At 66.0% G+C, this 24,079-nt stretch carries 22 protein-coding genes; 11 read left to right on the top strand and 11 right to left on the bottom strand.

Features of this window, described 5'->3' with window-relative positions; all coding sequences use genetic code 11:
• Positions 1-56 precede the first annotated feature (56 nt).
• On the top strand, positions 57-809 hold the full coding sequence (locus ACE3RX_RS05410; RefSeq protein ID WP_374481107.1) for a fused MFS/spermidine synthase: 753 nt from the start codon (positions 57-59) through the stop codon (positions 807-809).
• Entirely contained in the window at positions 809-1,915 is a 1,107-nt protein-coding gene (locus tag ACE3RX_RS05405; RefSeq protein WP_374481104.1) for an NAD(P)/FAD-dependent oxidoreductase, read from the top strand. Before ACE3RX_RS05410 ends, ACE3RX_RS05405 begins: the two co-directional genes overlap by 1 nt.
• A 3-nt stretch (positions 1,916-1,918) precedes the next feature.
• Here the strand turns inward: ACE3RX_RS05405 and dnaQ are convergent, their stop codons facing one another.
• The 3 genes from dnaQ to ACE3RX_RS05390 are packed head-to-tail and all read right to left on the bottom strand — an operon-like array spanning position 1,919 to position 3,868.
• The gene (dnaQ, locus tag ACE3RX_RS05400) at positions 1,919-2,644 is read right to left on the bottom strand and encodes a DNA polymerase III subunit epsilon (protein WP_374481102.1); all 726 of its coding nucleotides are present in this window, start codon (positions 2,642-2,644) and stop codon (positions 1,919-1,921) included.
• Complete coding sequence (gene rnhA / locus ACE3RX_RS05395) at positions 2,641-3,111, bottom strand: ribonuclease HI (RefSeq protein WP_374481100.1); 471 nt, start codon at positions 3,109-3,111, stop codon at positions 2,641-2,643. Before rnhA ends, dnaQ begins: the two co-directional genes overlap by 4 nt.
• Complete coding sequence (locus ACE3RX_RS05390; RefSeq protein WP_374481098.1) at positions 3,098-3,868, bottom strand: class I SAM-dependent methyltransferase; 771 nt, start codon at positions 3,866-3,868, stop codon at positions 3,098-3,100. The genes rnhA and ACE3RX_RS05390 overlap by 14 nt, the downstream gene beginning before the upstream one ends.
• A 36-nt stretch (positions 3,869-3,904) precedes the next feature.
• Here ACE3RX_RS05390 and gloB point away from each other — a divergent pair, with 36 nt between their 5' ends.
• Positions 3,905-4,666 (top strand): hydroxyacylglutathione hydrolase, encoded by a 762-nt coding sequence (gene gloB / locus ACE3RX_RS05385; protein ID WP_374481273.1) that lies wholly within the window; start codon positions 3,905-3,907, stop codon positions 4,664-4,666.
• Between the two features lie 10 nt (positions 4,667-4,676).
• Here gloB and ACE3RX_RS05380 read toward each other — a convergent pair whose 3' ends face one another.
• Positions 4,677-5,639, bottom strand: coding sequence for a diguanylate cyclase (locus tag ACE3RX_RS05380; RefSeq protein WP_374481096.1), 963 nt, complete (start codon positions 5,637-5,639; stop codon positions 4,677-4,679).
• A 261-nt stretch (positions 5,640-5,900) separates the two neighbouring features.
• On the opposite strand from ACE3RX_RS05380, the gene ACE3RX_RS05375 reads away from it, so the two are divergent.
• Entirely contained in the window at positions 5,901-7,544 is a 1,644-nt protein-coding gene (locus ACE3RX_RS05375) for a transglycosylase SLT domain-containing protein (protein WP_374481094.1), read from the top strand.
• Between the two features lie 100 nt (positions 7,545-7,644).
• On the opposite strand, the gene ACE3RX_RS05370 is transcribed toward ACE3RX_RS05375, so the two are convergent.
• From ACE3RX_RS05370 to ACE3RX_RS05360, 3 genes are all read right to left on the bottom strand, one after another.
• Positions 7,645-9,657 carry a dipeptide ABC transporter ATP-binding protein gene (locus ACE3RX_RS05370; RefSeq protein ID WP_374481092.1) on the bottom strand — a complete coding sequence of 671 codons (2,013 nt, stop codon included), beginning with the start codon at positions 9,655-9,657 and terminating at the stop codon, positions 7,645-7,647.
• 96 nt (positions 9,658-9,753) lie between these two features.
• Complete coding sequence (locus tag ACE3RX_RS05365) at positions 9,754-10,233, bottom strand: peptidylprolyl isomerase (RefSeq protein WP_374481091.1); 480 nt, start codon at positions 10,231-10,233, stop codon at positions 9,754-9,756.
• The gene (locus tag ACE3RX_RS05360) at positions 10,199-10,786 is read right to left on the bottom strand and encodes a peroxiredoxin (protein ID WP_374481089.1); all 588 of its coding nucleotides are present in this window, start codon (positions 10,784-10,786) and stop codon (positions 10,199-10,201) included. The genes ACE3RX_RS05365 and ACE3RX_RS05360 overlap by 35 nt, the downstream gene beginning before the upstream one ends.
• A 315-nt stretch (positions 10,787-11,101) precedes the next feature.
• Between ACE3RX_RS05360 and lexA the strand changes: the two genes are divergently transcribed.
• From lexA to ACE3RX_RS05340, 4 genes are read left to right on the top strand one after another with little or no spacing between them, the layout of a single operon-like run.
• Positions 11,102-11,704, top strand: a complete 603-nt coding sequence (lexA, locus tag ACE3RX_RS05355) for a transcriptional repressor LexA (RefSeq protein ID WP_374481087.1) — start codon at positions 11,102-11,104, stop codon at positions 11,702-11,704.
• A 26-nt stretch (positions 11,705-11,730) separates the two neighbouring features.
• Positions 11,731-12,495, top strand: a complete 765-nt coding sequence (gene imuA, locus ACE3RX_RS05350) for a translesion DNA synthesis-associated protein ImuA (RefSeq protein ID WP_374481085.1) — start codon at positions 11,731-11,733, stop codon at positions 12,493-12,495.
• On the top strand, positions 12,431-13,882 hold the full coding sequence (locus tag ACE3RX_RS05345; RefSeq protein WP_374481083.1) for a DNA polymerase Y family protein: 1,452 nt from the start codon (positions 12,431-12,433) through the stop codon (positions 13,880-13,882). Before imuA ends, ACE3RX_RS05345 begins: the two co-directional genes overlap by 65 nt.
• Positions 13,883-13,918: 36 nt before the next feature.
• The gene (locus tag ACE3RX_RS05340) at positions 13,919-15,265 is read left to right on the top strand and encodes an MATE family efflux transporter (protein ID WP_374481080.1); all 1,347 of its coding nucleotides are present in this window, start codon (positions 13,919-13,921) and stop codon (positions 15,263-15,265) included.
• A 22-nt stretch (positions 15,266-15,287) separates the two neighbouring features.
• Here ACE3RX_RS05340 and ACE3RX_RS05335 read toward each other — a convergent pair whose 3' ends face one another.
• Both ACE3RX_RS05335 and ACE3RX_RS05330 read right to left on the bottom strand, forming a co-directional pair.
• A complete protein-coding gene (locus ACE3RX_RS05335; protein ID WP_374481078.1) occupies positions 15,288-17,075 on the bottom strand; it encodes a M61 family metallopeptidase in 1,788 nt (595 codons plus the stop codon).
• 82 nt (positions 17,076-17,157) lie between these two features.
• Positions 17,158-18,084 carry a LysR family transcriptional regulator gene (locus tag ACE3RX_RS05330; protein WP_374481076.1) on the bottom strand — a complete coding sequence of 309 codons (927 nt, stop codon included), beginning with the start codon at positions 18,082-18,084 and terminating at the stop codon, positions 17,158-17,160.
• A 98-nt stretch (positions 18,085-18,182) separates the two neighbouring features.
• Between ACE3RX_RS05330 and ACE3RX_RS05325 the strand changes: the two genes are divergently transcribed.
• Positions 18,183-18,959 (top strand): ferredoxin--NADP reductase, encoded by a 777-nt coding sequence (locus ACE3RX_RS05325; protein ID WP_374481074.1) that lies wholly within the window; start codon positions 18,183-18,185, stop codon positions 18,957-18,959.
• A gap of 52 nt (positions 18,960-19,011) precedes the next feature.
• Here ACE3RX_RS05325 and ACE3RX_RS05320 read toward each other — a convergent pair whose 3' ends face one another.
• Together ACE3RX_RS05320 and ACE3RX_RS05315 are read right to left on the bottom strand one after the other, a co-directional pair.
• Positions 19,012-20,064 carry a poly(3-hydroxybutyrate) depolymerase gene (locus ACE3RX_RS05320; RefSeq protein WP_374481072.1) on the bottom strand — a complete coding sequence of 351 codons (1,053 nt, stop codon included), beginning with the start codon at positions 20,062-20,064 and terminating at the stop codon, positions 19,012-19,014.
• Positions 20,057-20,458, bottom strand: coding sequence for an MAPEG family protein (locus ACE3RX_RS05315; protein WP_374481070.1), 402 nt, complete (start codon positions 20,456-20,458; stop codon positions 20,057-20,059). The genes ACE3RX_RS05320 and ACE3RX_RS05315 overlap by 8 nt, the downstream gene beginning before the upstream one ends.
• Before the next feature lie 103 nt (positions 20,459-20,561).
• On the opposite strand from ACE3RX_RS05315, the gene ACE3RX_RS05310 reads away from it, so the two are divergent.
• The gene (locus tag ACE3RX_RS05310; RefSeq protein ID WP_374481068.1) at positions 20,562-22,298 is read left to right on the top strand and encodes an ABC transporter transmembrane domain-containing protein; all 1,737 of its coding nucleotides are present in this window, start codon (positions 20,562-20,564) and stop codon (positions 22,296-22,298) included.
• A gap of 70 nt (positions 22,299-22,368) precedes the next feature.
• The gene (ettA, locus tag ACE3RX_RS05305) at positions 22,369-24,033 is read left to right on the top strand and encodes an energy-dependent translational throttle protein EttA (RefSeq protein ID WP_374481066.1); all 1,665 of its coding nucleotides are present in this window, start codon (positions 22,369-22,371) and stop codon (positions 24,031-24,033) included.
• The last annotated feature ends 46 nt before the right edge of the window (positions 24,034-24,079 follow it).

Genomic DNA, 24,079 nt, shown 5'->3' with positions numbered 1-24,079 from the left:
TGAGGCTCCGCAATGATTTCCAGCCCATCTTACCGCAGCGCAACAAACAAAACGTCATGACCGTACCCATCGATATCAGCGAAGAATCCGGCGTCCGCTACCTGCACTTCGGCTCGGTGTGGGTACAGGGCGCCATGCGCATCCGCAAGCCGGACGCACTGGAACTCGAATACACCCGCGAGATGATGGCCGGCCTGCTCCTGCGGGCCGCGCCCTGGCCGGAGCGGGTGCTCCTGATCGGCCTCGGCGCCGGCTCCATCGCCAAGTTCATCCACCGCCATTTGCCGCAAGCCCGTACCACCGTCGTCGAGATCGCACCGGAAGTCCATGCGGTGGCCAGCCAGTATTTCCGCCTGCCACCCGAGGACGAACGCCTGCAGGTGATGATCGGCGACGGCGCGCATTTCGTCGCCAACGACGAAAGCCAGTGGGACCTGATCGTCGTGGACGGCTTCGATCGCAACGCCCGCGCCGGCGAGCTCGCCAGCCAGGCCTTCTACGAAGCCTGCAAGGCACGGCTGTCGTCCGATGGCCTGTTGAGCGTCAACCTGTTCGGGCAGATCCGCGGTTTCAAGACCCAACTCAAGCGCCTGGGCGAGGCCTTCGACGGGCACGTGTTCGCCCTGCCGCCTTGCCCCAGCGGTAACGTGGTGGCCTTCGCCCGTGGCGGCAATCCGGTGGACACATCGCCGCCTTCGCTCGGCGAGCGCGTCACCGAACTCAAGGCTGCAACCGGCCTCGACCTCAAGCCGACCCTCAAGCGACTGGAGAAATCGGGGCAATTGCCAGACGGCCGGATCGCCTTCTGATGGAGCGCGTGGACTGCGTGGTGATCGGCGCCGGCGTCGTCGGCCTGGCCTGCGCCCGCGGCCTCGCCGAGGCTGGACGTGAAGTGCTGATCCTCGAAGCCACGGAGCGCTTCGGCAGCGGCATCTCCAGCCGCTCCAGCGAGGTGATCCACGCCGGGCTCTACTACCCGACGAACTCCTGGCGTGCGCGCCTGTGCGTCGCCGGCCGCCAGGCCTTGTACGCCTACTGCGCCGAGCGCCCCATTCCCCATCGCCGCACCGGCAAGCTGCTGGTGGCAACGGATGCCGGACAGCTGCCGCAGCTGGACGCCATTGCCAGCCGCGCCGCGGCCAATGGCGTAACGGGCCTGCGGCGGCTCCAAGCCAACGAAGCCATCGAACTGGAACCGGAACTCCGCTGCGTCGGTGCCCTGCTGTCACCGGACACCGGCATCATCGACAGCCAGGCGCTGATGCTGTCCCTGCTCGGCGACGCGGAAGCAGCCGGCGCCACGCTGGCCTTCAACAGCCCGGTACTGCGCGGCGAGCGCGTCGGGGATGGTTTTTTGCTCGAAGTAGGTGGTGATGCGGAGCTGAAGCTCCAGGCTCGCAGCGTGGTCAATGCCGCCGGCCTGGGCGCCGTCCCACTGGCACGCCGTTTTGGCGGCCTCGCGGCGGAGCGCCTGCCCAAGGCTCGTTTTGCGAAAGGCAATTACTTTACGCTTCAGGGCAAGGCGCCCTTCCGCCACCTGATCTACCCCATTCCGGAGGCCGCGGGGCTGGGCGTACATCTCACGCTGGACCTGGGCGGCCAGGCCCGCTTCGGCCCCGACGTCGAGTGGATCGACGCACCGGACTACGGCGTAACGCCAACACGGGCGGAATCGTTTTATCCGGCGGTACGCCGCTACTGGCCCGGCCTGCCGGACGGTGCGCTACAGCCCGCCTACGCCGGCGTGCGGCCGAAGATCCACGGCCCCGAGGAGGCCGCCGCCGATTTCATGCTGCTGGGCCCGCGGGACCACGGCGCGCCTGGCCTCGTCGAGTTGTTCGGCATCGAATCGCCGGGCCTGACAAGCTGCCTGGCGCTGGCAGATGCAGTGCTGGCCACGCTGGGCCAGCACTGATCATCAGGCCGTGGGCGCCTCGGCAGGCGCTGGCGGCAACCACAAGCAGTTGCCCTTGTTGGCCTTGGCAATCTCGCCCAGCACCTTGTCGTGGCCTTCCAGTTCCTCCGGCGTTGCCCGCAGCACCCGCAGCGGCGGACGCTCGATCGGCCCGCCGGCATCGCCGTCGTCCACCTGGGTGGCCGGCTCGTCGAGCATCATGATCAGGCTCTCCTGGCCACGGGTCATGGCCAGGTAGACATCGGCGAGCAGCTCCGCATCGAGCAGAGCGCCGTGCAGCGTCCGGTGCGTATTGTCGATCTCGTAGAGGCTGCACAGGGCGTTCAGCGATGCCTTCTTGCCGGGGTTCTGCTCCTTCGCCAGCTTGAGGGTGTCGATCACGCTCGGGCAGATCGCGGTGAGTAGCGGCCGGCCCAGGAGGTTCAGCTCATGGTTCAGGAAGCCCACGTCGAAGGACGCGTTGTGGATCACCAGCTCGCCATCGGCGACGAATTCCTCGAACTCCTCGACGATGTCCTTGAACAACGGCTTGTCCACGAGGAACTCGTTGGTGATTCCGTGCACCGCGATCGCACCCGCATCGATCTCCCGCTGCGGGTTGATGAACACATGGTAGTGGCGCCCCGTCAGCTTGCGATCGATCAGCTCCACGCAACCGATTTCGATCACCCGGTCGCCGTTCTTCCAGTCTAGGCCGGTGGTTTCCGTATCGAGAACGATCTGCCTCATGCTGCTGCTCCTGTATCCACGATCTTTCCTGTCTTGCGCACGGCATCGACGCCACGCCGGGCCAGTGCATCGGCCCGTTCGTTCTCGGGGTGGCCTGCGTGGCCCTTGACCCACAGCCAGCGCAACTGATGACGGGACGCCTCGCTGTCGAGGGCCCGCCACAGGTCTTCATTCTTGACCGGTTCCTTGGAGGCGGTCTTCCAGCCCCGCGCCTTCCAGCCGTGGATCCACTCGGAGATACCTTTCTGCACATACTGGGAGTCGGTATGCACCCGCGCCGCGACCGGACGCTTGAGCGCCTGCAAGGCCCGAATCACCGCCAGCAGCTCCATCCGGTTATTGGTGGTGGCGGGCTCACCGCCCCACAGCTCTTTCTCGTGGGGGCCAGCGCGCAGGATCGCGCCCCAGCCGCCCGGGCCCGGATTGCCCGAGCAGGCGCCATCCGTATAAATATCAATCTCGTCCAAAATCTCTCTCGACCAGGGTTTTCTGTGAGCCCTCCCGACGAGGGCTCGTCTTCTGAATAAGAGGCGCCAGCGCACGCGCCGCCGCCTTGCGTTCCCATTTCGGCATGATCAGCCGCATGCCCTGCACCCGCTTGATGGCGTGAATGAGGTAGACCCCGCCGCCTATCGGCCACCAGCGGCTCCCGGCGCCATCCAGGAAGGCCATTCGCTCGATCCACTTTTCCTGCTCCAGTGCCGGTACGTAACAGCCGGAGGCCTGGCAGTTGGCCTCAAAGCTGAGCAGGGCCAGCCAGTCCTTGATGCGCCGCAGAGACAAATACTGCCCGTGCCAGGGGTAGGCGCAGGCTTCCCGCGCCAGCAGGCGCTTCATCCCGAAAAGGCTGAGCGGATTGAAACCGGCAATCACCACATGCCCCTCCGGCACCAGCACCCGCTCCACCTCCCGCAACACCTGGTGCGGGTTGGCAGCGAACTCCAGCACATGGGGGAGCACGACCAGATCCAGGCTGGCGGCGGCAAAGGGCAAGGCTGCATAGTCGAGCTCCACCTGCACTTCACCTGCCCCAGCACGAAAACGGAAGGGCATCCGGTTGGCCTGCAGCAGATCGAACTCCGGCAGCCCAAGCTGCACTGCGTGGTAACCGAAGATATCCGCCACCAAGGTATCGAACCGCGTCCTCTCCCATGCCATCACATAGCGCCCCAGCGGGGTTTCAAGCCACGCGTGCAGACCAGGAAAGGATTCGGGGGAGGACATTGTCGGATGCGGACTTGGAGCGGCTACAATCACGAGATGCAGATTATCCCTCTTCCCGCGTTCCGCGATAACTATATCTGGGTCCTTCGCCACGACAGCCGCGCCGTCGTCGTGGATCCGGGCGATGCCGAGCCGGTGCTCCGTTACCTGTCCAGCGAAGGCTTGAGCCTGGAGGCGATCCTCGTCACCCACCACCACTCCGACCACGTCGGCGGGTTGTCTGCCTTGCTCGCCACGGCGTCCGTACCCATTTACGGGCCGGCGCGGGAGGACATCGCCGGCATCAGCCATCCCGTCGCTGAAGGCGCAGAAGTCCGCCTGCCGGGCATCGGCGTCCGCTTCCGGGTGCTCGATATCCCCGGCCACACCGCCGGCCACGTGGGTTATTACGGTGAAGGCGCGCTGTTCTGCGGCGACACGCTGTTTGCCGCCGGCTGTGGCCGCCTCTTTGAAGGTACGCCGGCCCAGATGCATGCATCCCTCGGCAAGCTGGCAGCCCTGCCGGGCGACACGCAGGTCTATTGCACGCACGAATACACTTTGTCGAACCTGGCCTTCGCCGCTGCCGTCGAGCCCAGCAACACGGCCGTCGCCGAACGCATTGCCGCCTGCCAGGCACTGCGTGCAGCAGACCAGCCGACAGTGCCCTTCCCGCTGGCCGGTGAGTTTGCCACCAACCCCTTCCTGCGCAGCAGCGAGCCGGAGGTGATCCGTCAGGCTGAAACCCAGGCCGGACATGCCCTGGCAAACCCGGTGGACGTGTTTGCTGCCATCCGGGAGTGGAAAAACCGCTTCTAGGATTCGGGAGTCAGGCTGCGGGCGAGATGACGGCAGCGGCCGCGGCAATGCGGTTCCGCCCGCCCTGCTTTGCCTGGTAAAGCGCGTCGTCAGCAGCCTTGATCAGCGTCGCCGAGTTGATGTCCCCGCGCCCAGGCACCACCGAGGCGGCGCCAATGCTGATGGTTACCACCGTATTCGCGCGGGAATAGCGGTGGGTGATGGCAAGGCCTTCAACCGATGAACGCATGGCTTCGGCAACCTGCAGAGCACCGGCGATGTCGGTGTCCGGCAGGATCACCGCGAACTCCTCGCCGCCGTAGCGGGCCACCAGGTCGGCCGGGCGGCGCAGGCTGCCCTTGAGAATGCGCGCCACCGCCTTCAGGCACTCATCGCCGACCTGATGGCCGTAGCCGTCGTTGAACTGCTTGAAGAAATCCACGTCGCAGAACAACAGGGCCAGCGGACGTGCCTGGCGGACGGCCCGGCGCCACTCGGACTGCAGCGTATCGTCAAACTGGCGACGATTCGGGATGGCCGTCAGGCCATCCAGGGAGGAAAGGCGGGTCAGCTCCTGGTTGGCCTCGTCCAGCTTGCGGGTCAGCACCAGCAGCGAATAACGCATCTGGGCAATGCGCTGCATGGCCCGCACCTTGGCGGCCAGCACGGTTTCCGAAACCGGCTTGATCAGGTAGTCGTCGCCACCGACGGCGATCCCTTTCTCCAGGTCTTCGTCACTGGTGCGCGCGGTGAGAAACAGGATCGGCGTCCATTCCCCGGCCTGCTCCAGTTGCCGGATACGCCGCGCAACCTCGAAACCGTCCATGCCCGGCATGATGATGTCGAGCAGAACGAGGTCGGGGCGCTCCTGCTGGAACAGCTCGATACCCTTCTCCCCGTTGCGCGCGACAATGGGCTCTATGCCGATCTTGCGGAGTTGATGGGAGACCAGCGTCGCGCTGGTCAGCGTATCCTCAATCAACAACGCTTTCACTGAAGGCTCTCGAACGGTCGGTAGGTGGAAAATGAAGGGGCCTAGGCCATGAATGCCCTGCGGGGGATTGTGCCCTAAATGGGCTGACAATGGCGCCCTGAAGACCTTTCGGAGCGCAAGGATTTGTTGCGGAATGGCGCCGGCCGCGGTTTGACCCCCTATACACCGACGGCTAGAATCCCGCCTTTGCTTTTTGCGCGACGGATCCTGATGTTCCCAAGAGTTATCGCGCTGCTCCTTTCTCTATCCTGGGTTGCGCCCGTGCTTGCCGTCGACGACGGCCAGGTTCCGCAACAGCTGGCCCAGGCTCCGTCGCTACTCGATGCGAACGGCGCATCCCCCGTGATGCAGACCTTCGAGATCCGGGATCAGCACGTCAAGGTACCCACCATCGACCTGACGGTGGAGCCCGACGACCTATGGGAACGCATCCGCCGCGGCTTCTCCATGCCGGACCTCAACACCGACCTGGTGACCGACCGGCAGATTTACTACATCAACCGCCCCGGCGCCCTGCGCCAGATCTTCAGCCGCGGACAGCGCTACCTCTACTACATCGTCGAGGAACTGGAGCGCCGTGGCATGCCCACCGAACTAGCCCTGCTGCCGATGGTGGAAAGCGCCTTCAACCCGATGGCCCTGTCGTCGGCCCAGGCCTCCGGCCTGTGGCAGTTCGTGCCATCCACGGGCAAGACCTACCGACTGGAGCAGAACTGGTGGGTGGACGAGCGGCGCGACGTGATCGCCTCCACCAATGCCGCGCTGGACTACCTGCAGTACATCTACGAGATGCACGGCGACTGGCATCTGGCCCTCGCCTCCTACAACTGGGGCGAAGGCGCGGTCGGCCGGGCGGTGGCCAAGAACCGGGCGGCCGGCCAGCCCACCGAATACCAGTTCCTGAACATGCCGGGCGAAACGCGCTACTACGTGCCCAAGCTGCAGGCGCTGAAGAACATCGTGGCCCAGCCCGAACTGTTCGGCATCACCCTGCCGTCCATCCCCAACCGGCCCTATTTCGCCACCGTCGAGAGCCGCGTGCCCCTCGACCTGGCAACGGCGGCCCGCCTGGCCGAAACGCCGGTGGAAGAAATCCTCGCCCTCAACCCCGGCTACAAGCGCCCCGTACTGCCGACCAACGGCACCCAGTCGCTGATCATTCCCGCCAACAGGGTGGATACCTTCCTCAGCAACCTCGAGAAACATGACCCGGCCAGCGCAGCCTGGAAAACCTATGAACTGCAGGAAGGCGAAGGCCTCGAAGGCGTCGCCGACCGGCTGGGCATCTCGGCCACTCGCCTGCGCCAGGTCAATGGCCTGTCGCCGCGGGCACGCATCGGCACCGGCTACACCCTGATCGTCCCGTCGGAAAGCCAGGGCGAGCGCATCACCCTCGCCAACATGCTGCCGACCAAGCCCCAGGCTGGCGCCGTAGAACCGCCCAGCTTCATCGTCCAGCGGACCGTCGTACGCGGCCGCAACGGCAAGCCGACCGTGATCGAACGCAAGGTGCCGGTCGGCGCCGCGCCGATCAAACCCTTCGCCCACGGCAAGGCCGAAACCGCGCCCGCCAAAGACAAGGACCAGGAGAAGGACGCCCCGCGCGGCAAGCACGGCAAGAGCAAGGGCTCCGACAAACAGGACGAGAAGCCCACCTCCGAAAAAACCTCGGCAAAAGACAAGTCCACGTCGTCTGCCAAGGAAAAGGATTCAGGCAAGGACAAGCCCTCAGCCAAGGAGAAACCCGCGGTCCACGAGAAGTCCCAAGGCAAGGAAAAAGCGGCCGGGAAAGACAAGGCCGCTGACAGCAAGGCAGAGAGCAGCCACAAGGCTGACAAGAAGGACAGCGGCAACAAGTCCAAGGACGCCAAGGACAGCGCCGGCAAAGACAAGAAGCACCACTGAGGGCAGACCAGGTCTTCCTTCGGGCTCCTCTGGTGCGAAGCGGCTCGGCGGAGCGCGGAACCAGCCCCGCAGGCTTGCGCCCAACCGGGCGCCTGGTCACTCAGTACAAATGACAGCGCACGACCCGGCTCACCGACAACCGGGTTTCTTCCGGATAGGCCTGCCGGCACACCTCCATGGCCTGGCTGCAGCGGGGATGGAAATGGCAGCCGGCCGGGGGTGCCAATGGCGACGGCAGATCACCATGAGTCGCTCCGTTCCCGGCAACGACTTCCCCTTCGCGCCCATCCACCCGCGGCACCGCCGCCAGCAGTATGCGCGTGTACGGATGACTGGGTGACCTCAGCACCTCCTCCGCGCTTCCCTGCTCGACGATTCGCCCGAGATACATCACCGCCACATGGTGGGCGAGATAATCAACCACTGCCAGGTTGTGGGTGATGAACAGGTAGGACAGGCCATATTCCGCCTGCAGCTCCCGCAGCAGATTGAGGATCTGCGCCTGCACCGATACATCGAGGGCACTGGTCGGCTCGTCGCAGACGATCAGCTTCGGCGATACGGCCAGTGCGCGGGCGATGGCGATGCGCTGGCGTTGTCCGCCAGAGAATTCATGGGGGAAGCGATGGCGCATCGCCGGATCCAGCCCGACCCGCTTGAGCAAGGCCTCAACCTTGAGGGTACGCGCCTCGGCGCTCTTCTCGACCTTGAGCGCCGCCATACCTTCCTCCAGGATCTCGCCGACCCGCATGCGCGGATTGAGGGAGCTGAACGGGTCCTGGAAGATCATCTGCAGATCCCGCCGCAGCGGCTGCCATTCCCGTGGGCTGAGACCAAGCAGTTCGTGGCTGCCATAGCGCGCCTTGCCGCCGGTGGCCGGCAGCAGGCTGAGCAGGGCCTTGCCAGCAGTGGTCTTGCCGCAGCCCGATTCGCCGACAAGCGCCAGGGTCTGGCCTGACGGCACGGTCAGCGACACGCCATCCACCGCCTTCACATGGCCGACGACCCGACGGAACAGGCCCTTGCGAACCGGGAAATGGACCTGCAAGCCCTCCACCTCCAGTGCCGCGCCGCTGGCAGTTCCGCTGGAGGCCACATCGCGAGCGGTCGTCGCCTCCTTCAGCCAGCCGATCGGCGCAGCTGGGTCGTACAGATGGCAACGCACGGCCTGGCGACCGACGACATGCATGGCCGACGCCGCTTGGCGGCACAAGTCCTGTGCCTGCGGGCAGCGATCGGCAAAACGACAGCCGTGCCGATGGGCCCCGAGGCGGGGCACCTGCCCCTCGATGGTCTCCAGTACCCTGCCCCGCTGGGCCTCTGTAGGCAACGCTGCAAAGAGCTTGCGGGAATAGGGGTGCAGCGGTGTGCTGAAGAAATCCTCCCGCCTACCGGTCTCAACCAGCTCGCCGGCGTACATCACGCCGACCCGGTGGGCCATGCGCGCTACCACGCCCAGATCGTGGGTGATCAACAGCATGCCCATGCCACGCCGGGCCTGCAGATCGGAGAGCAGATCCAGCACCTGGGCCTGGATCGTCACATCCAGCGCCGTGGTGGGCTCGTCGGCAATCAGTAACTGCGGGTCGCCCGCCAGTGCGATGGCGATCATGACCCGCTGCTTCATGCCGCCAGACAGCTGGAAAGGATATTCCGCGAGGCGTCGCCGTGCGTCGGGAATGCCGACCGCGTCGAGCAGACGCTCCGCCTCGTCCCAAGCGGGCTTGCCGTGGATGCCCCGGTGGCGGACCAGCACCTCGCCAATCTGATCGCCAACCGTCATGACCGGGTTGAGGCTGGTGGCCGGCTCCTGGAAGATCATCGCCAGCCGGCTGCCGCGGATGTCGCGCATCCGCACTTCGGGCAAGCTTTGCAAGGCTTCTCCGCTAAGCCTGACGCTGCCGCCCGAGATCCGGCCGCCAGCCGGCAGCAGGCGCATGCAGGCCAGCGCGGTCATCGATTTGCCGCAACCCGATTCGCCCACCAGCGCAAGCGTCTGCCCGGCAGGAACGGCGAAACTGATGCCATCCACGGGATGCACGCGCCGGCCCGCAGCGCCCAGCTCCACCTGCAGCTCGCTCACCTGCAACAGCGCCTGATTGTCCGAGTCCAATCTATTCATTCCAAAAAAAACGGACCGCAAGGCGATCCGTTCTGCGAATTCGGGTTGGCCGGCGCCGGACGAAGCCGCAGCGCCGGCCACCTGGCATCAGTGGTGATGACCGCCTTCACCGTGCACATGGCCGTGGCCGATTTCCTCGGCGCTGGCGGCACGCACGCTCTTGACGGTGATGTCGAAGACCAGCGCGGTGCCGGCGAGGGGGTGGTTGCCATCCACAACGACCTTGCCGTCGGCGATGTCGGTGATGCGGTAGACCATTTCGTCCTCGCCATCCTCGCCCACGCGCTCGAAGGACATGCCGACTTCGATGTTGTCGGGGAACAGGGTGGCGTCTTCCACCAGCACCAGCTCCTCGTCGTACTCGCCAAAGGCATCTTCCGGCTGCAGCTTGACCTTCAGGCTGTCACCGCTGTTTTTGCCGTGCAGGGCTTCCTCGATCACGGTGAAGATACCGTCGTAACCGCCATGCAGGTACACCAGCGGGTGCTGGCCGTCGTCGATCACGTTCCCATCGGGGTCGGTAACCTTGTAATCAAGCGTGACGACCGTGTTCTTGGCGATTTCCATTTACATTCCTTGAGTTGAGTTGCTTTATCAGCTGGAAGACTTCGGCGGCATGGCCGCGCGGATTCACATCGTGCAGCACATGCTGCACCACCCCGTCGCTGGAGATGATGAAGGTCGAGCGACGCACGCTGCGCTTGGCGACCCCATCGACCACGCCCGACAACCACACACCGTACAGGCGGCACACCTCGCCATCCTCGTCGGACAGCAATTCCACCGACAGGCCGTGCTGATCGCGGAAATCGGCATGGGTCAGGCAGTCGTCGGGACTCACGCCGATCACCATGCAGTTCTGCTGCTCGAAGTCGGCGTCATGGTCGCTGAAATCAATGGCCTGACGCGTGCAGCCGGGGGTGTTGTCACGGGGATAGAAGTACAGGACCACATGTTTGGACCCCAGCACCGAGGCCAGATCGAACATTTCCATGTCGGCATCGGGCAGGGAAAAGAGCGGAGCAGGCGAGCCTTCGCAAGGCGTTGCCGGCGAGTCGGAGGATTCTAACCGAGCAGCGCTGAGAACTCTACCCGAAGCTTCTTGCGGGCTGACGAACATGGGCATCTCTCCTCCGGGGGCGAATGAGGGCTCTCGGGAGCCCGTAGGGGTTGGGCAAATCTGTTCGTGTGGCTTGGTCTTGTCTGCGAAATATGTCGGCTGCTGTTCCGGATGCCAGCTTGCCACACCTGCATCAGTCAGGAGAAGGCATGCTCTTGAATGGATAGTCCACCGCCCGCCGAGGCTCAAGTCATTTATGGCTGCGGGCTGCAGTTTGTCACGCTTCCCGGGGCCGGCCCCGGCCGGCAAAGGCACGCGCGGCTTGCCATCCGCCGCAACCTGTATAAAATTACACAAGACTCACAGGAGCCCTCCATGTCCGACAATCTCACCCCCCGCCAACAGGAAATCCTCCAGCTGATCCGCGACACCGTGGAGCAGGAAGGGCGTCCGCCGACCCGGGCCGAGATCTGCAGCGCCTTCGGCTTCCGCTCGCCCAACGCGGCGGAGACCCATCTGCGCGCCCTCGCCGCCAAGGGCGTCATCTCCCTTGAAGAAGGCCGCGCCCGCGGCATCCGTCTGAAGGAGGCCCTCGGACTGCCGCTGATCGGGCGGGTCGCCGCCGGCAGCCCCATCCTTGCCGCCGAACATGTGCAGGGCCGCTACCAGGTGGACCCGGGGCTGTTCTCGCCCCGCGCCGACTACCTGCTGATGGTGCGCGGCCTCAGCATGCGCGATGCTGGCATCCTCGATGGCGACCTGCTGGCCGTACATCGCACCACCGAGGTCCGCGACGGCCAGATCGTCGTCGCCCGGGTGGAAGACGAGGTGACAGTCAAGCGCCTGGCCCGCAAGGGCCCCATCGTCGAGTTGCTGCCAGCCAACCCGGACTTCGAACCCATCATCGTGGACACCCGCAACGACCAGCTGGAAATCGAAGGCATCGCCGTCGGCCTGATCCGCAGCGACAGCTTCTGACCCTCCGGCATCGCCTGAACCACGCCATGGCCGCCTCCGCTTCCGCCTTATCCCTGGACCATCTGGTCTGGCGCGGCGATCGGCTGGCCACGCCGGCCCTACCGGGGCGAACGACCGGCCACCCGGCACTTGACGCAGCCCTGCCCGGAGGCGGATGGCCCCTCGCCGCGCTGAGCGAACTGCTGCTGCCCCGCAATGGTGTCGGTGAACTGGGGTTGCTGCTCCCCCTGCTCGCCAGCGTGCCTGCAGGGCGCTGGGCGGCCTGCATCGCTCCGCCCGGCCTGCCCTATGCGCCAGCCCTCGCCGCCGCCGGCGTACCGCTCGAACGCCTGCTCATCGTCCAAGCCGAGAGCCCGGCCCATGCCCGCTGGGCAGCTCGCCAGTCCCTCGACTCGCGCAGCTGCGAGGTGGTCCTGCTGTGGCTGGCCGACGCCGACATGGGCGCCCTGCGCCGCCTGCAGTTGGCCGCCGAAGAAAGCGGCACACCACTGATCCTGCTCCGCCCCGCAAGCGCTGCCCGCCAACCCTCACCGGCAGTGCTGCGGCTGGCCCTCAGCCCCTGCCGAGGCGGCATCGGTATCCACATCCTGAAACGCCGCGGGCCACAACTGGCCGAGCCCGTGAGACTCGAACTCCCCTGGCCGGGCGGTGGCCCACGTCCCGATGGAGGCCTCGAGCCTTGCTCGGCAGCCCCCCGCGCGCCCCAGCCCTCCCCCGTTGGCAAGCATGCTCTGGTGCGCCCTCTACCTGCCCGATCTGCCCCTCCAGGTCTTCACGCGGGGGCGCAGTGATGCCGCCCCGCTGGCGATCCTCGATGGCCATCCGCGCCGCAGGGTGGTGGCCGCGGATCCGGCAGCAATGGCGCGCGGCGTGGAGCCAGGGATTGGCCGGGCCAGCGCACTGGCCATAGCGCCGGAGCTGTGCCTGATCGACCGGCAGCCTGCCCTCGAACACGCCGCTCTGGTCGACATCGCCACCTGGGCCGGGCGCTTCACCCCCGCCATCAGCCTCGCCGCGCCCAACGCCGTTCTCCTCGAGGTGGAGGCCTGCCTGCGCCTGTTCGGCGGACTCGCCCCCCTGAGCCGGCAGATCATCCGGGAAATCGAGGAGCTGGGCTTCCTCGCCCGCCTGGCGATCGCCCAGACACCCCTGGCAGCCCGCTGGCTGGCCCGCTTCGGCAGCGACGATGACGCCAGTGCTCCCCTGGCCGGCAGGCTCGATGCACTGCCGCTGATCGCTCTTGCCGAGGGCGCGCCGGTCGGGCCCGACAGCCTGGACCTGCTCACCGGCACCGGCCACGCCACCTTGGGAGAAGTACGCCGTCTGCCCCGTCACGGCCTCGCACGACGCCATGCCCAGGCCGTCACCAACGCTATCGACCGGGCTTACGGACACATTCCCGACCCGTACCCCTGGTTCCAGCCCCCCGAACGCTATCTGTCCCGCCTGCCGCTGCCGACGCCGTCCGATCAGGTGGAAACCTTGTTGTTCGCCGCCCGGCGCCTGCTCGCTGGCCTGGCCGGCTGGCTCGATGCCCGCCAGGCCGGGATCGAGCGCTTCACGCTGGTTCTGGAGTTCGAACGCAACAGCCGAGCGCCGGAAGCACCGTTCGAGATCGTACTGGGCACCCTTTCCCGGGACATGCAGCGCTGCCAGTTGCTGGCCCGCGAACATCTGAACCGGACACCTCTACCGGCCCCGGTCGATGCCCTGCGCCTCACAGCGGACGAGCCCCGTCTACTTGCTCCACCCGACGGCGATCTTTTCCACGGGAATGACGGCCAACACGGCGATCCGGACCTGCTGCTGGCGACCCTGCGCGCGCGCCTCGGCGATCGGGCCGTGCGTTGCCTCGCCCCCCAACCCGATCATCGCCCGGAAAAGGCCTGGCGCTGGGTCGAGCCTCAGCACCCCGAGGGCTGCCGGCCCCTGCCGTCGCCCTTGCCGCCTTCACCACGCCCCCTGTGGTTGCTGCCGGAACCCCGGCCGATTCCGGCACCACCGCCATGGACTCTCCTCACCGGCCCGGAGCGCATCGAATCCGGCTGGTGGGACGGGCCGGAAGCCACGGTGTGTCGGGACTACTTCGTCGCCCGCAGCCAGGACGGCTGCCTGGCCTGGGTCTTCCGGGACAGGGCTGCGCCCCACGGCTGGTATCTCCACGGCCATTTCGCCTGAGAGACGTCTACCCGAGTGGACTAGACTACGCGCCTCATGAAATCCTCACCCTCCCTCCCCCGGCGCATCCTCGAGCTTGCCTGGCCGGTCCTCGTCGCCCAGTTGTCGTCAATGACCCAGATGGTCAGCGACACCGTCCTGAGCGGCCATTACGGCACCACCGATCTGGCCGCCGTCGCCGTCGGCAGCGGCATCTACATTTCCATCGTGATGCTGCTGGTGGGCATCCTGCAGGCTGTTTCCCCTACCGTCGCACATCATGTCGGCGCAGCCCGCCACCAGGACATCGCCCCCACCCTCCAGCAGGGCTTCTGGCTGGCCCTGCTGCTGTCTGCTCCCGGCGTATTGCTGCTCACTCGCCCGGACTGGCTGATGCAGCTGAGCGAGATGAGCCCAGAGATCGAAAGCCGCGCCCGCGACTACCTGGGCACCATCGCCTGGGGCTTGCCGGCGGTACTGCTTTACCGCACCTTCTACGCCTTCACCAATGCGCTGGGACACAGCCGTGTGCTGATGGTGATCAGCCTGGCCACCACCACGGTGCACATTCCGCTGTCGTGGGCACTGGTCAACGGCCACCTCGGAATGGCGCCCCTCGGCGGCACCGGCTGCGCGGTTTCCAGCGCGGTCGTTGGCTGGCTGGCCCTCGTCAGCGCGCTGTTCCACATGGCGAGGTCGCCGGCCTACGCCCGCTACCGGCTTTTTGCCCGCTGGCAAGCTCCGCACCCGCGCGCGCTCGGCGAGCTGCTGCGGCTGGGGCTGCCGATGGGTTTCTCGAGTTTCGTGGAGATCACCGCCTTCACGCTGATCGCCCTGCTCGTTGCCAAATTGGGCGCTTCGGTGGTCGCCGGCCATCGCATCGTCGGCAACCTGGGGGCGCTGATCTACATGCTGCCGCTTGCCCTCGCCATCGCTACCCTCGTGCTGGTCGGGCAGGCCGTCGGCGCCCGCGACGGACGCGGCGCCCGTCACGCGGCCAAGGTCGGCGTAATCCTGGGCGCCGGCCTTTCAACCGCCGTTGCAACGATCATCTGGCTGGCCCGCGAACCGATCTTCGCCGCCTACACTTCCGACCCGCAGGTTCAGCAGCTCGGCATGTCCCTGCTGCTCTACATCTGGCTTTATCAGCTCTTCGACGCCATCCAGACGGTGGCCGCCCATGCACTGCGCGGCTACAAGATCACCTTTGGCCCGATGCTCGTGCACACCCTGTGTTTCTGGGGGGTCGGCCTCGCCGGTGGCTACGGCCTGGCGTTCTACGGCATCGGCGGCCTGCTGCCACCCCAGGGCGTGGCGGGCTTCTGGCAGGCCACGGTCCTCAGCAACGTGGCTGCGGCCGCGCTGTTCGGCGCCTACCTGTACCGCGTAGCGAGGCGCCTCTAAGCGCCTCACCACGCTTGCCGGCTCAGGCCACGGTTGCCAGCCAGGCTCCGCGCAACGCCTTGGCCTGACCCGAACTGCGTTCGGCGAAGGCCAGCTTCGCGGTATCCACCGGCGCAGCCTGGAGTTCCACCTCGAACTCCATCAACTCGTCGCGCCGGAAGGCATGCACGCGGACGGTCTCGCCAGCCAGCCGGCGGGCCAGCAGCTTGTCCAGGTTGGCGCTGGTGATGCGGATGCCGTCCAGCGCGATCAGCACGTCGCCCGCCGACAGCCCGGCCGCCCGCGCCGCACCACCGTCGTAGACATTGGCCAGCTTGACCGCATCACCCTCGGCCGTTGTGCGCACACCGAGGCTCGGGTTGCTGTTAGGCGCCTCCCAGGTCAGAGTCAGCCCGAGGCGCTTGAGCCCGGCCTCCAACGGTAGCTCGTCGGTACCCTCGACCAAATCCCGCAGCCACCGCCCCAGCGCCGGCCCGCCGAGCTCCGCCGCCAGCGCAAAAATGCCATCCTCATCCACGCCGACGCCGGTGAGCCCGTGGCGTTGCCACAGCCCGCGCATCAAGTCATCCAGGCTGCGTGCGCCTTTGCTGTCAGCGCGCAAGCGCAGGTCGAGCAACAAGGCCACCAGCGAACCCTTGGTGTAGTAGCTGACGATGGCGTTGGGGCTGTTTTCGTCCTGGCGGTAATACTTGGTCCACGCCTCGAAGGATGATTCCGCCACGCTCTGCTTGCGGCGGCCGCTGCCCTTATGCACCTGGGTGATGGTCTTGGACAGTAGCGCCAGGTAATCCTTTTCGGTGATCCGACCGCTGCGAACCAGCATAAGGTCGTCGTAGTAGGACGTGAAGCCCTCGAAGGCCCACAGCAGGCGCGTATAGCCTTCCTGCGTCAGGTCGTAGGGCACAAAGGCTGCCGGCTTGATGCGCTTGACGTTCCAGGTGTGGAAGTACTCATGGCTGCACAGGCCGAGGAACTGCCGGTAGCCCTCGGTCGCCTCGTCCATGCCGGCGTACGGGAGATCGTTGCGGCTGCAAAGCAAGGCCGTCGATGCCCGATGCTCGAGACCGCCGTAGCCGTCGCCCACGGCCATGGTCAGGAACACATAGCGATCCATCGGCGCCGGCTCGCCGAACAGGCGGATCTGCGCCTCGCAGATCGGCTTGAGATCGCCGACCAGACGCGTCATGTCGCAATCGTGGCGACCGGTAATGGCCACTGCGTGGGGCACGCCGCAGGCATCGAACTCGGCCAGCGAAAACGTGCCCATCTCGACCGGGTGATCGATCAGCTCATCGTAGTCCCCTGCCCGATACAAACCGAAACCGTAACGCTCCGCAGCGCCGGCCTCTCCCGTCGCTTCCGGCAGGCTGGTGGCCACGCGCCAGCCCGCATCCTTCAGGCCGCGCGGGGGGCGGATGTCCACGAAATGGGGCTGTGCCTCACAGCCATGCACCTTCAGGAAGACGCTGGTGCCGTTGAAGAAACCATGGGTCTGGTCCAGGTGCGCAGTGCGCACAGACAGGTCCCACGCGTACACCGTGTAGTTCACCGTCACCGGCTCATCCAGCCCCGCCGGCAACACCCAGGTGTGCTTGTCCTGCTTGACGACCGCCAGGTGGCGAGCGCCGGCCTTGGCGCTCAGGCTCACAATATTCTTGGCGAACTCACGGATCATGTAGCTGCCGGGAATCCAAGCCGGCAGGCTGAGAATCTGCCCCGCCGGGTCGGGGCGCTCGATGCGCAGGGTGATGTCGAACAGATGGGCGGCCGGCTGTGCGGCCTGGATGGTGAACCGGACGGAGCAAGGCATGGAATCGATCTGGGCGGAATTGTGACGGAGCCGTGATTCTACTCGCCACGCGGCACCTGGCACGCCTCCAACGCACTCGTCATCAGGGGATGAAGGGCAGATCGATCAGGTCGCTGCGCGCCGCGCCCGCCGTCATCTGCCGGCACAGGGCGATGAACTCCCGCATGCCAGCGGTCACGTATTTACGCTTGTGGGTCACAAACTGGAACTGGCGGCGCAGATCCAGCTCCGGCGTTTCCACCGGCACCAGGCTGCCGCGCCGGAAGGCCTCGCGCAACGCCAGCCGTGAAATGCAGCCGATGCCGACGCCGCTCTCCACCGCCCGCTTGATCGCCTCGGTGTGTTCCAGTTCCAGGCGCACCTTGAGCTCACCATTGAAATGACGCAGCGCCTGGTCGAAGGTCTCCCGTGTGCCCGAACCACTTTCGCGCAGAATCCAGTCCTGATCGGCCAGCTCGTCGACACTGATCCGCCCCGCCTTCGCCAGCGGATGCGAGGGGGCGCAAAAGACCACCAATTCGTCCTCCACCCACGGCTCCACCAGCAGGTCTGCGTGCCGGCAAGTGCCTTCGATCAGCCCTAGGTCGAGCTCGTAATGGAGTAGCTGATCGACGATGGTTGTCGAGTTGTGCACCTTCAACTTCACTTGTGCGCTGGGATGGCGGCGCAGGAAATCGGCGGCGATCAGCGTTGCCAGGTAATTGCCGACGGTCAGCGTCGCGCCGATCTGCAAGGGCCCGAAATCGGTCTGCCGGGCCAGCAGGGATTCGATCTCCGCCGCGTGTTCGAGCAGTTGCACCGCGTGGGGCAACAGTACCTGCCCCAGTTCATTGAGGCGCAGGGACTTGCCAATGCGATCGAACAGTTGGGTACTGAACTGGCGCTCGAATTCACCAAGCGCGGTGCTGGTTGCGGACTGGGACAAAGCCAGCTCATCCGCTGCCCGCGAAACGCTTTCCTGACGGGCGACGGCAACGAAAATTTCCAGTTGGCGTAAGGTGTATTTCATATCTGCAAAACAGAATATGTATATAGATACAATCCATTTTACTGATCTTACAGGCAGGTTAAAATTGCTGCACTACCGCAATCCACTTCTTCGCCGCCATGAGCAAACTGAGCACCCAAACCGTCCTGTCCGTTCATCACTGGAACGAATCCCTGTTCAGCTTCAAGGTTACCCGTGACGCCGGCCTGCGCTTCGACAACGGCCAGTTCGTGATGATCGGCCTGGAAGTGGAAGGTCGCCCGCTCACCCGCGCCTACAGCATCGCCAGCCCCAACTACGAGGAGCACCTGGAGTTCTTCAGCATCAAGGTCCCCAACGGCCCGCTGACCTCCCGCCTGCAGCACCTTCAGCCGGGCGATCCTATCGTGATCAGCAAGAAGCCCACCGGCACCCTGGTGCTGTCCGACCTGCTGCCCGGCCGCAACCTCTACCTGTTCTCCACCGGCACTGGCCTCGCCCCGTTCATGAGCGTGATCCAGGATCCGGAAACCTACGAGCGCTTCGAAAAGGTCATCCTGCTGCACGGCGTGCGCTACGTGTCCGAGCTGGCCTACAGCGAGTTCATCGAGCAGGAACTGCCGCAGAACGAATTCTTCGGTGAGGAAGTGCGCAACAAGCTGGTGTACTACCCCACCGTGACCCGCGAAGAGTTCCGCAACCAGGGCCGCGTGACCGAAGTGATCACCACCGGCAAGCTCTTTGAAGACACCGGCCTGCCGGTCATCGACCCGGCCCACGACCGCGCCATGATCTGCGGCAGCCCGGCCATGCTCGACGACTGCTGCAAGATGCTCGACGGCCTCGGCTTCAAGATCTCCGAGCACATCGGCGCCCCCGGTGACTACGTGATCGAACGCGCTTTCGTCGAAAAATAAGACAAAGCGCCTCCAGCCCCAACGAAGTCCGGCTCCGGCCGGACTTCGTCGTTTACCGCCCCACCGGCTCCGCCAGGCGGGCGAGCATGCGCCGCACTGCGGTCATCTGCGGCCCCTTCTGCGTGGCGTAGTCCGGCGACCCGTAGCCCCACCAGTCCCAGCACCCCTTCGGGTTGTAGAGCCAGCGCCAGGAGCCCGAGGCCAGGCCACTACGCGCCGCCACCTGCGGATACAGCACGATCAGCCGGTTCGCCTCGGCCCACTCGTTGTAGCCCGCTCCGTCGACGAAACGCCGGCCGATCTGGTCTTCGCCCTGCAGGCAACCGTGGAAAGCCACATGCACCGCACAGCCGCCTGCGCGGCAACTGCGCGGCACATAGGCATAACCCTGCTCGGCCAACCCCGCATCAATCGCCAGGCCGTCGATGAAGGAACGCTGATCGAAGGCCTGCAGCGCGGTGGCATCTGCCCTGACGCGCGGCTGCAGCGGCCCCAGCAGGCTGCGCAGCAGCTCGCCCGGTGCGTCGAAATCCCCACAGCGGTTGATGTAGGGCGGCTCCGACGTCGCACAGGCATTCGGATGGGCATCGGCGACGGAGATCATCGCGTGCCCCGCGTTCGGCAGGCTCGCCACCTGCAGCGCCGACGCCGGTACCCACTGGCGATAGAACGCCACCAGCGCATCCACCACCGGCCGGGCCACGGTCTTGTCTCCTCCGCCGCTAAAAACCCACACCCTGTCGTCCGCCAGCCCCGTTGGCGGATCAATCAGTCCGCTGCGGGCGCGCGCATCGACGCGGGCACGAATCTCGGCCGGCGCAGGCGGCGGCGCCCACGCCGACGACGACATGCAGTTGACCAGGGCACGCCAGACGCTACCCTCAGCGCAGTCATAGGGTCCGGCCGCCAGAATGCCAGCGCCTTTGACGAGCCGCGACCAGGCCACCTGGAACTGCACCGCCATGTAACCGCCGGACGAGATGCCCGACACCGTGACTGCATCCGCCTTTGCACCGACGGCAGGCAATGGCGGAGCCGCCAGCACAGCCGCCGATAGCGTCAGCCCAAACCCGGAAACCAGCGCCGCGCGCTTCAACTCACGCACCGATCAGGCTCCACAACACTCCACCGCCTGCGGCCAAGCCCAGCGCACCGAAGGCCAGCGCACCCACCGTGAAACCACCCGCCCGCTTCTCGGGTGCCCGCGCATAGCCCACCGCATACCAAATGCGTCCAACAAGCCACACGCCACCCAACGACGCGGCGATACCATCGCTTACATAGACGGCGCAGATCCACAGGCACGGCAGCGTCATCACGGCCCATTCGAGAGTGTTCATCTGGACGCGGTACAGTCGCTCGAAGACCGGGTGGCCGGTCACTGCAGGCGCCTGGACGCCATACTTGTGGCGCCCCTTGCCGACGGCAAAACCCGTCCCGAACATCAACAACACAATCAACAGCGTGACACCGGCGGTCAGAGGCGAAGCAGACAACATGGCAGGAACATTTACCGTAAATGAGGTGCCCTAGCTTACCGGGCAATCACGCCACCACCTACAATCCTGTCGCCCCCTCTTCGCCATGCCCGCTCCCAAGCCCATGCTGCTCCATCCCGCCCGAGCCCTGCTGCAACTCCTCGCTCCCTACCGCCGCCGGGTCTTCATCGCCGCCATCGCGCTGGTGGTTGCTGCCGGCGCCATGCTGGCGATCGGCCAGGGCCTGCGGGCGGTCATCGACAAGGGCTTCTCAGCCGGCGACCCGGCCTGGCTGGACCGCGCGCTGGCGGCAATGTTCGGTGTCATCGCGCTACTCGCCGCCGCCACCTATCTGCGCTTCTACAACGTCTCGTGGCTGGGCGAGCGGGTCACCGCCGACCTGCGCCGGCGTGTCTTCGACCATCTGCTGAGCCTGCCGCCATCGTGGTTCGAGGCCGGCCGCACCGGCGAAGTGATCTCCCGCCTCACGTCCGACACCACCCAGATCGAGAACGTCGTCGGCTCCAGCCTGTCCATCGCGCTGCGCAACGCGCTGCTGCTGATCGGCGGGCTGGTCATGCTGTTCACCACCAGTCTCAAGCTCACGCTGCTGACCCTCGCCGGCGTGCCGCTGGTGGTCACGCCGATCATCCTGTTCGGCCGCCGCGTACGCCGCCTGGCGCGGGAAAGCCAGGACCGCGTCGCCGAGCTCGGCAACCGCATCGACGAGACCATCCACGAGATCCGAATCGTCCAGGCTTACAGCCACGAGGACGCCGACCGGCGCGATTTCGGACAGCTGGTGGAGGCCAGCTTCGGCACCGCGCGCCAGCGCATCGCCAACCGCGCCCGTCTGGTGGCAGCCGTGTTGGTGCTGGTGTTCGGCGCGATCGCCTTCATCCTGTGGATCGGCGGGCATGACGTACTGGCCGGCCGCCTCAGCGCTGGCGAGTTGTCCGCCTTCGTGTTCTACGCTGCCATCGTCGCCGGCAGTGTCGGCGCACTGTCCGAAGTGTGGGGCGACCTGCAGCGGGCCGCCGGCGCTACCGAGAGGCTGATGGAGATCCTCTCCTCCACGCCGGCCATCCAGGCGCCCAAGGCGCCGCTGACGCTGCCCAGCCCAGCCGAAGGACGCATCGCGCTGGATGGCGTGCGCTTCCACTACCCGACCCGGCCGGACACACCGGCCCTCGACGACTTCGACCTGCAGGTGCGGCCCGGCGAGACCGTCGCGCTGGTGGGCCCATCCGGCTCCGGCAAGAGCACTGTCTTCCAGCTCCTGCTTCGCTTCTACGACCCGGAGCGCGGCCGCGTCAGCATCGACGGCATCGACCTGACGGCCGCCGACCCGCTGGCCCTGCGCCAGCGCATCGCGCTGGTTTCCCAGGAAGCCGTGATCTTCGCCGCCAGCGTGGCCGACAACGTGCGCTACGCCCGCCTCAGCGCCGGCCTCGACGACGTGAAAGCCGCCTGCGTGGCAGCCTTTGCCCACGACTTCATCGCCGAATTGCCCGAGGGCTACGACACCTATCTCGGCGAGCGCGGCGTGCGCCTGTCCGGCGGACAGCGCCAGCGTATTGCCATCGCCCGCGCGATCCTGGCCGATCGGCCCATCCTGCTCCTCGATGAAGCCACCTCGGCGCTGGACGCGGAGAGCGAACGCATGGTCCAGTCGGCGCTGGACGGCCTGATGCGCCAGCGCACGACCCTCGTCATCGCCCACCGCCTCGCCACCGTACAGAAAGCCGACCGCATCGTCGTGATGGAGGACGGCCGCATCGTGCAGCAAGGCAGCCACGCCGAACTCATCGCCCAGGAAGGCCTCTACGCCCACCTTGCCAAGCTGCAATTCGTCGCCTGAGGGCAGCGCCCCGCGCCTGCATCGGGTAAAGTCTCGCCTTTGATTTTTTGCATCTCCGGAAAGTACCCCGATGGCCCAATACGTCATGTCCATGCTGCGCGTCAGCAAGGTCGTCCCGCCCAAGCGTCAGATCATCAAGGACATCTCCCTGTCCTTCTTCCCCGGCGCCAAGATCGGCCTGCTCGGCCTCAACGGCGCCGGCAAGTCCACTGTGCTGAAGATCATGGCCGGCGTCGAGAAGGAATACGACGGCGAGGTCCAGTGGCAGCCCAACATGTCCATCGGCTACCTGCCCCAGGAGCCGCAGCTCAACCCGAACAAGACTGTCCGCGAGGAAGTGGAGTCGGGTCTCGGCGAGGTCATGGAAGCCAAGCAGAAGCTCGAGGAGGTATACGCCGCCTACGCCGAGCCGGACGCCGACTTCGACAAGCTGGCCGAACTGCAGGCCAAGTACGAGAACATCATCGCCACCAGCGGCGCCGATGTGGAAACCCAGCTCGAGATCGCCGCCGACGCCCTGCGCCTGCCGCCCTGGGATGCCAAGGTCGGCCCCCTGTCCGGCGGTGAAAAGCGCCGCGTCGCCCTGTGCAAGCTGCTGCTGTCGCGCCCCGACATGCTGCTGCTCGACGAACCGACCAACCACCTGGACGCGGAATCCGTCGAGTGGCTGGAGCAGTTCCTGGTCCGCTTCCCGGGCACCGTGGTGGCCGTCACCCACGACCGCTACTTCCTCGACAACGCCGCCGAGTGGATCCTCGAACTCGACCGTGGCCACGGCATCCCCTGGAAGGGCAACTACTCCAGCTGGCTGGAGCAGAAGGAAGCCCGCCTGGAACAGGAAGCCAAGCAGGAAGGGGCCCGCATCAAGGCCATGAAGCAGGAACTGGAATGGGTGCGCTCCAATCCCAAGGCGCGTCAGGCCAAGAGCAAGGCGCGTATCGCCCGCTACGAGGAAATGTCCTCGGTCGAATACCAGAAGCGCAACGAGACCCAGGAAATCTTCATCCCGGTCGGCGAGCGCCTCGGCGACAAGGTCATCGAATTCACCGACGTGTCGAAGGGCTTCGGCGACAAGCTGCTGATGGACAAGGTGAACTTCAGCATCCCCGCGGGTGCCATCGTCGGCATCATCGGCCCCAACGGTGCCGGTAAGTCCACCCTGTTCAAGATGATCACCGGCCAGGACACGCCGGACTCCGGCGACGTGGTGGTCGGCCCCACGGTCAAGATCGCCTACGTGGACCAGTCCCGCGACTGCCTGGACGGCAGCAAGACGGTCTTCGACGAGCTCGCCGGCGGCGCCGACATCCTGACCATCGGCAAGTTCGAGATGCCCAGCCGGGCCTACATCGGCCGCTTCAACTTCAAGGGCGGCGACCAGCAGAAGCTCGTCGGCAACCTGTCCGGCGGCGAACGCGGCCGTCTGCACCTGGCCAAGACGCTGATGAGCGGCGGCAACGTGCTGCTCCTCGACGAACCGTCCAACGACCTTGACGTGGAAACCCTGCGGGCCCTGGAAGACGCGCTGCTGGAATTCGCCGGCTGCGCGCTGATCATCTCCCACGACCGCTGGTTCCTCGACCGGATCTGTACCCACATCCTGGCTGCCGAAGGCGATTCCCAATGGACCTTCTTCGCCGGCAACTACCAGGAGTATGAGGAAGACAAGCGCAAGCGCCTGGGTGAGGAAGGCGCCAAGCCCAAGCGGATCCGCTACAAGCCGATCAGCCGCTGAGGCGGGACGAAGAACCGTGGGGACAAATTCATTCGCCCCTACAGGA

The sequence above is a fragment of the Zoogloea sp. genome (assembly GCF_041914405.1).
GTDB lineage: Bacteria > Pseudomonadota > Gammaproteobacteria > Burkholderiales > Rhodocyclaceae > Zoogloea.
This window is presented reverse-complemented; position numbering and strand designations above follow the sequence as displayed.

Coding starts and splice junctions, on each gene's coding strand:
- gloB (WP_374481273.1), top strand. CDS start 3,905: ATGCAGATTATCCCTCTTCCCGCGTTCCGCGATAACTATATCTGGGTC.
- ACE3RX_RS05340 (WP_374481080.1), top strand. CDS start 13,919: ATGAAATCCTCACCCTCCCTCCCCCGGCGCATCCTCGAGCTTGCCTGG.
- ACE3RX_RS05405 (WP_374481104.1), top strand. CDS start 809: ATGGAGCGCGTGGACTGCGTGGTGATCGGCGCCGGCGTCGTCGGCCTG.
- ACE3RX_RS05410 (WP_374481107.1), top strand. CDS start 57: ATGACCGTACCCATCGATATCAGCGAAGAATCCGGCGTCCGCTACCTG.
- ACE3RX_RS05330 (WP_374481076.1), bottom strand. CDS start 18,084: ATGAAATACACCTTACGCCAACTGGAAATTTTCGTTGCCGTCGCCCGT.
- ACE3RX_RS05360 (WP_374481089.1), bottom strand. CDS start 10,786: ATGTTCGTCAGCCCGCAAGAAGCTTCGGGTAGAGTTCTCAGCGCTGCT.
- ACE3RX_RS05310 (WP_374481068.1), top strand. CDS start 20,562: ATGCTGCTCCATCCCGCCCGAGCCCTGCTGCAACTCCTCGCTCCCTAC.
- ACE3RX_RS05345 (WP_374481083.1), top strand. CDS start 12,431: ATGCTCTGGTGCGCCCTCTACCTGCCCGATCTGCCCCTCCAGGTCTTC.
- lexA (WP_374481087.1), top strand. CDS start 11,102: ATGTCCGACAATCTCACCCCCCGCCAACAGGAAATCCTCCAGCTGATC.
- ettA (WP_374481066.1), top strand. CDS start 22,369: ATGGCCCAATACGTCATGTCCATGCTGCGCGTCAGCAAGGTCGTCCCG.
- ACE3RX_RS05335 (WP_374481078.1), bottom strand. CDS start 17,075: ATGCCTTGCTCCGTCCGGTTCACCATCCAGGCCGCACAGCCGGCCGCC.
- ACE3RX_RS05315 (WP_374481070.1), bottom strand. CDS start 20,458: ATGTTGTCTGCTTCGCCTCTGACCGCCGGTGTCACGCTGTTGATTGTG.
- ACE3RX_RS05325 (WP_374481074.1), top strand. CDS start 18,183: ATGAGCAAACTGAGCACCCAAACCGTCCTGTCCGTTCATCACTGGAAC.
- ACE3RX_RS05390 (WP_374481098.1), bottom strand. CDS start 3,868: ATGTCCTCCCCCGAATCCTTTCCTGGTCTGCACGCGTGGCTTGAAACC.
- dnaQ (WP_374481102.1), bottom strand. CDS start 2,644: ATGAGGCAGATCGTTCTCGATACGGAAACCACCGGCCTAGACTGGAAG.
- ACE3RX_RS05365 (WP_374481091.1), bottom strand. CDS start 10,233: ATGGAAATCGCCAAGAACACGGTCGTCACGCTTGATTACAAGGTTACC.
- imuA (WP_374481085.1), top strand. CDS start 11,731: ATGGCCGCCTCCGCTTCCGCCTTATCCCTGGACCATCTGGTCTGGCGC.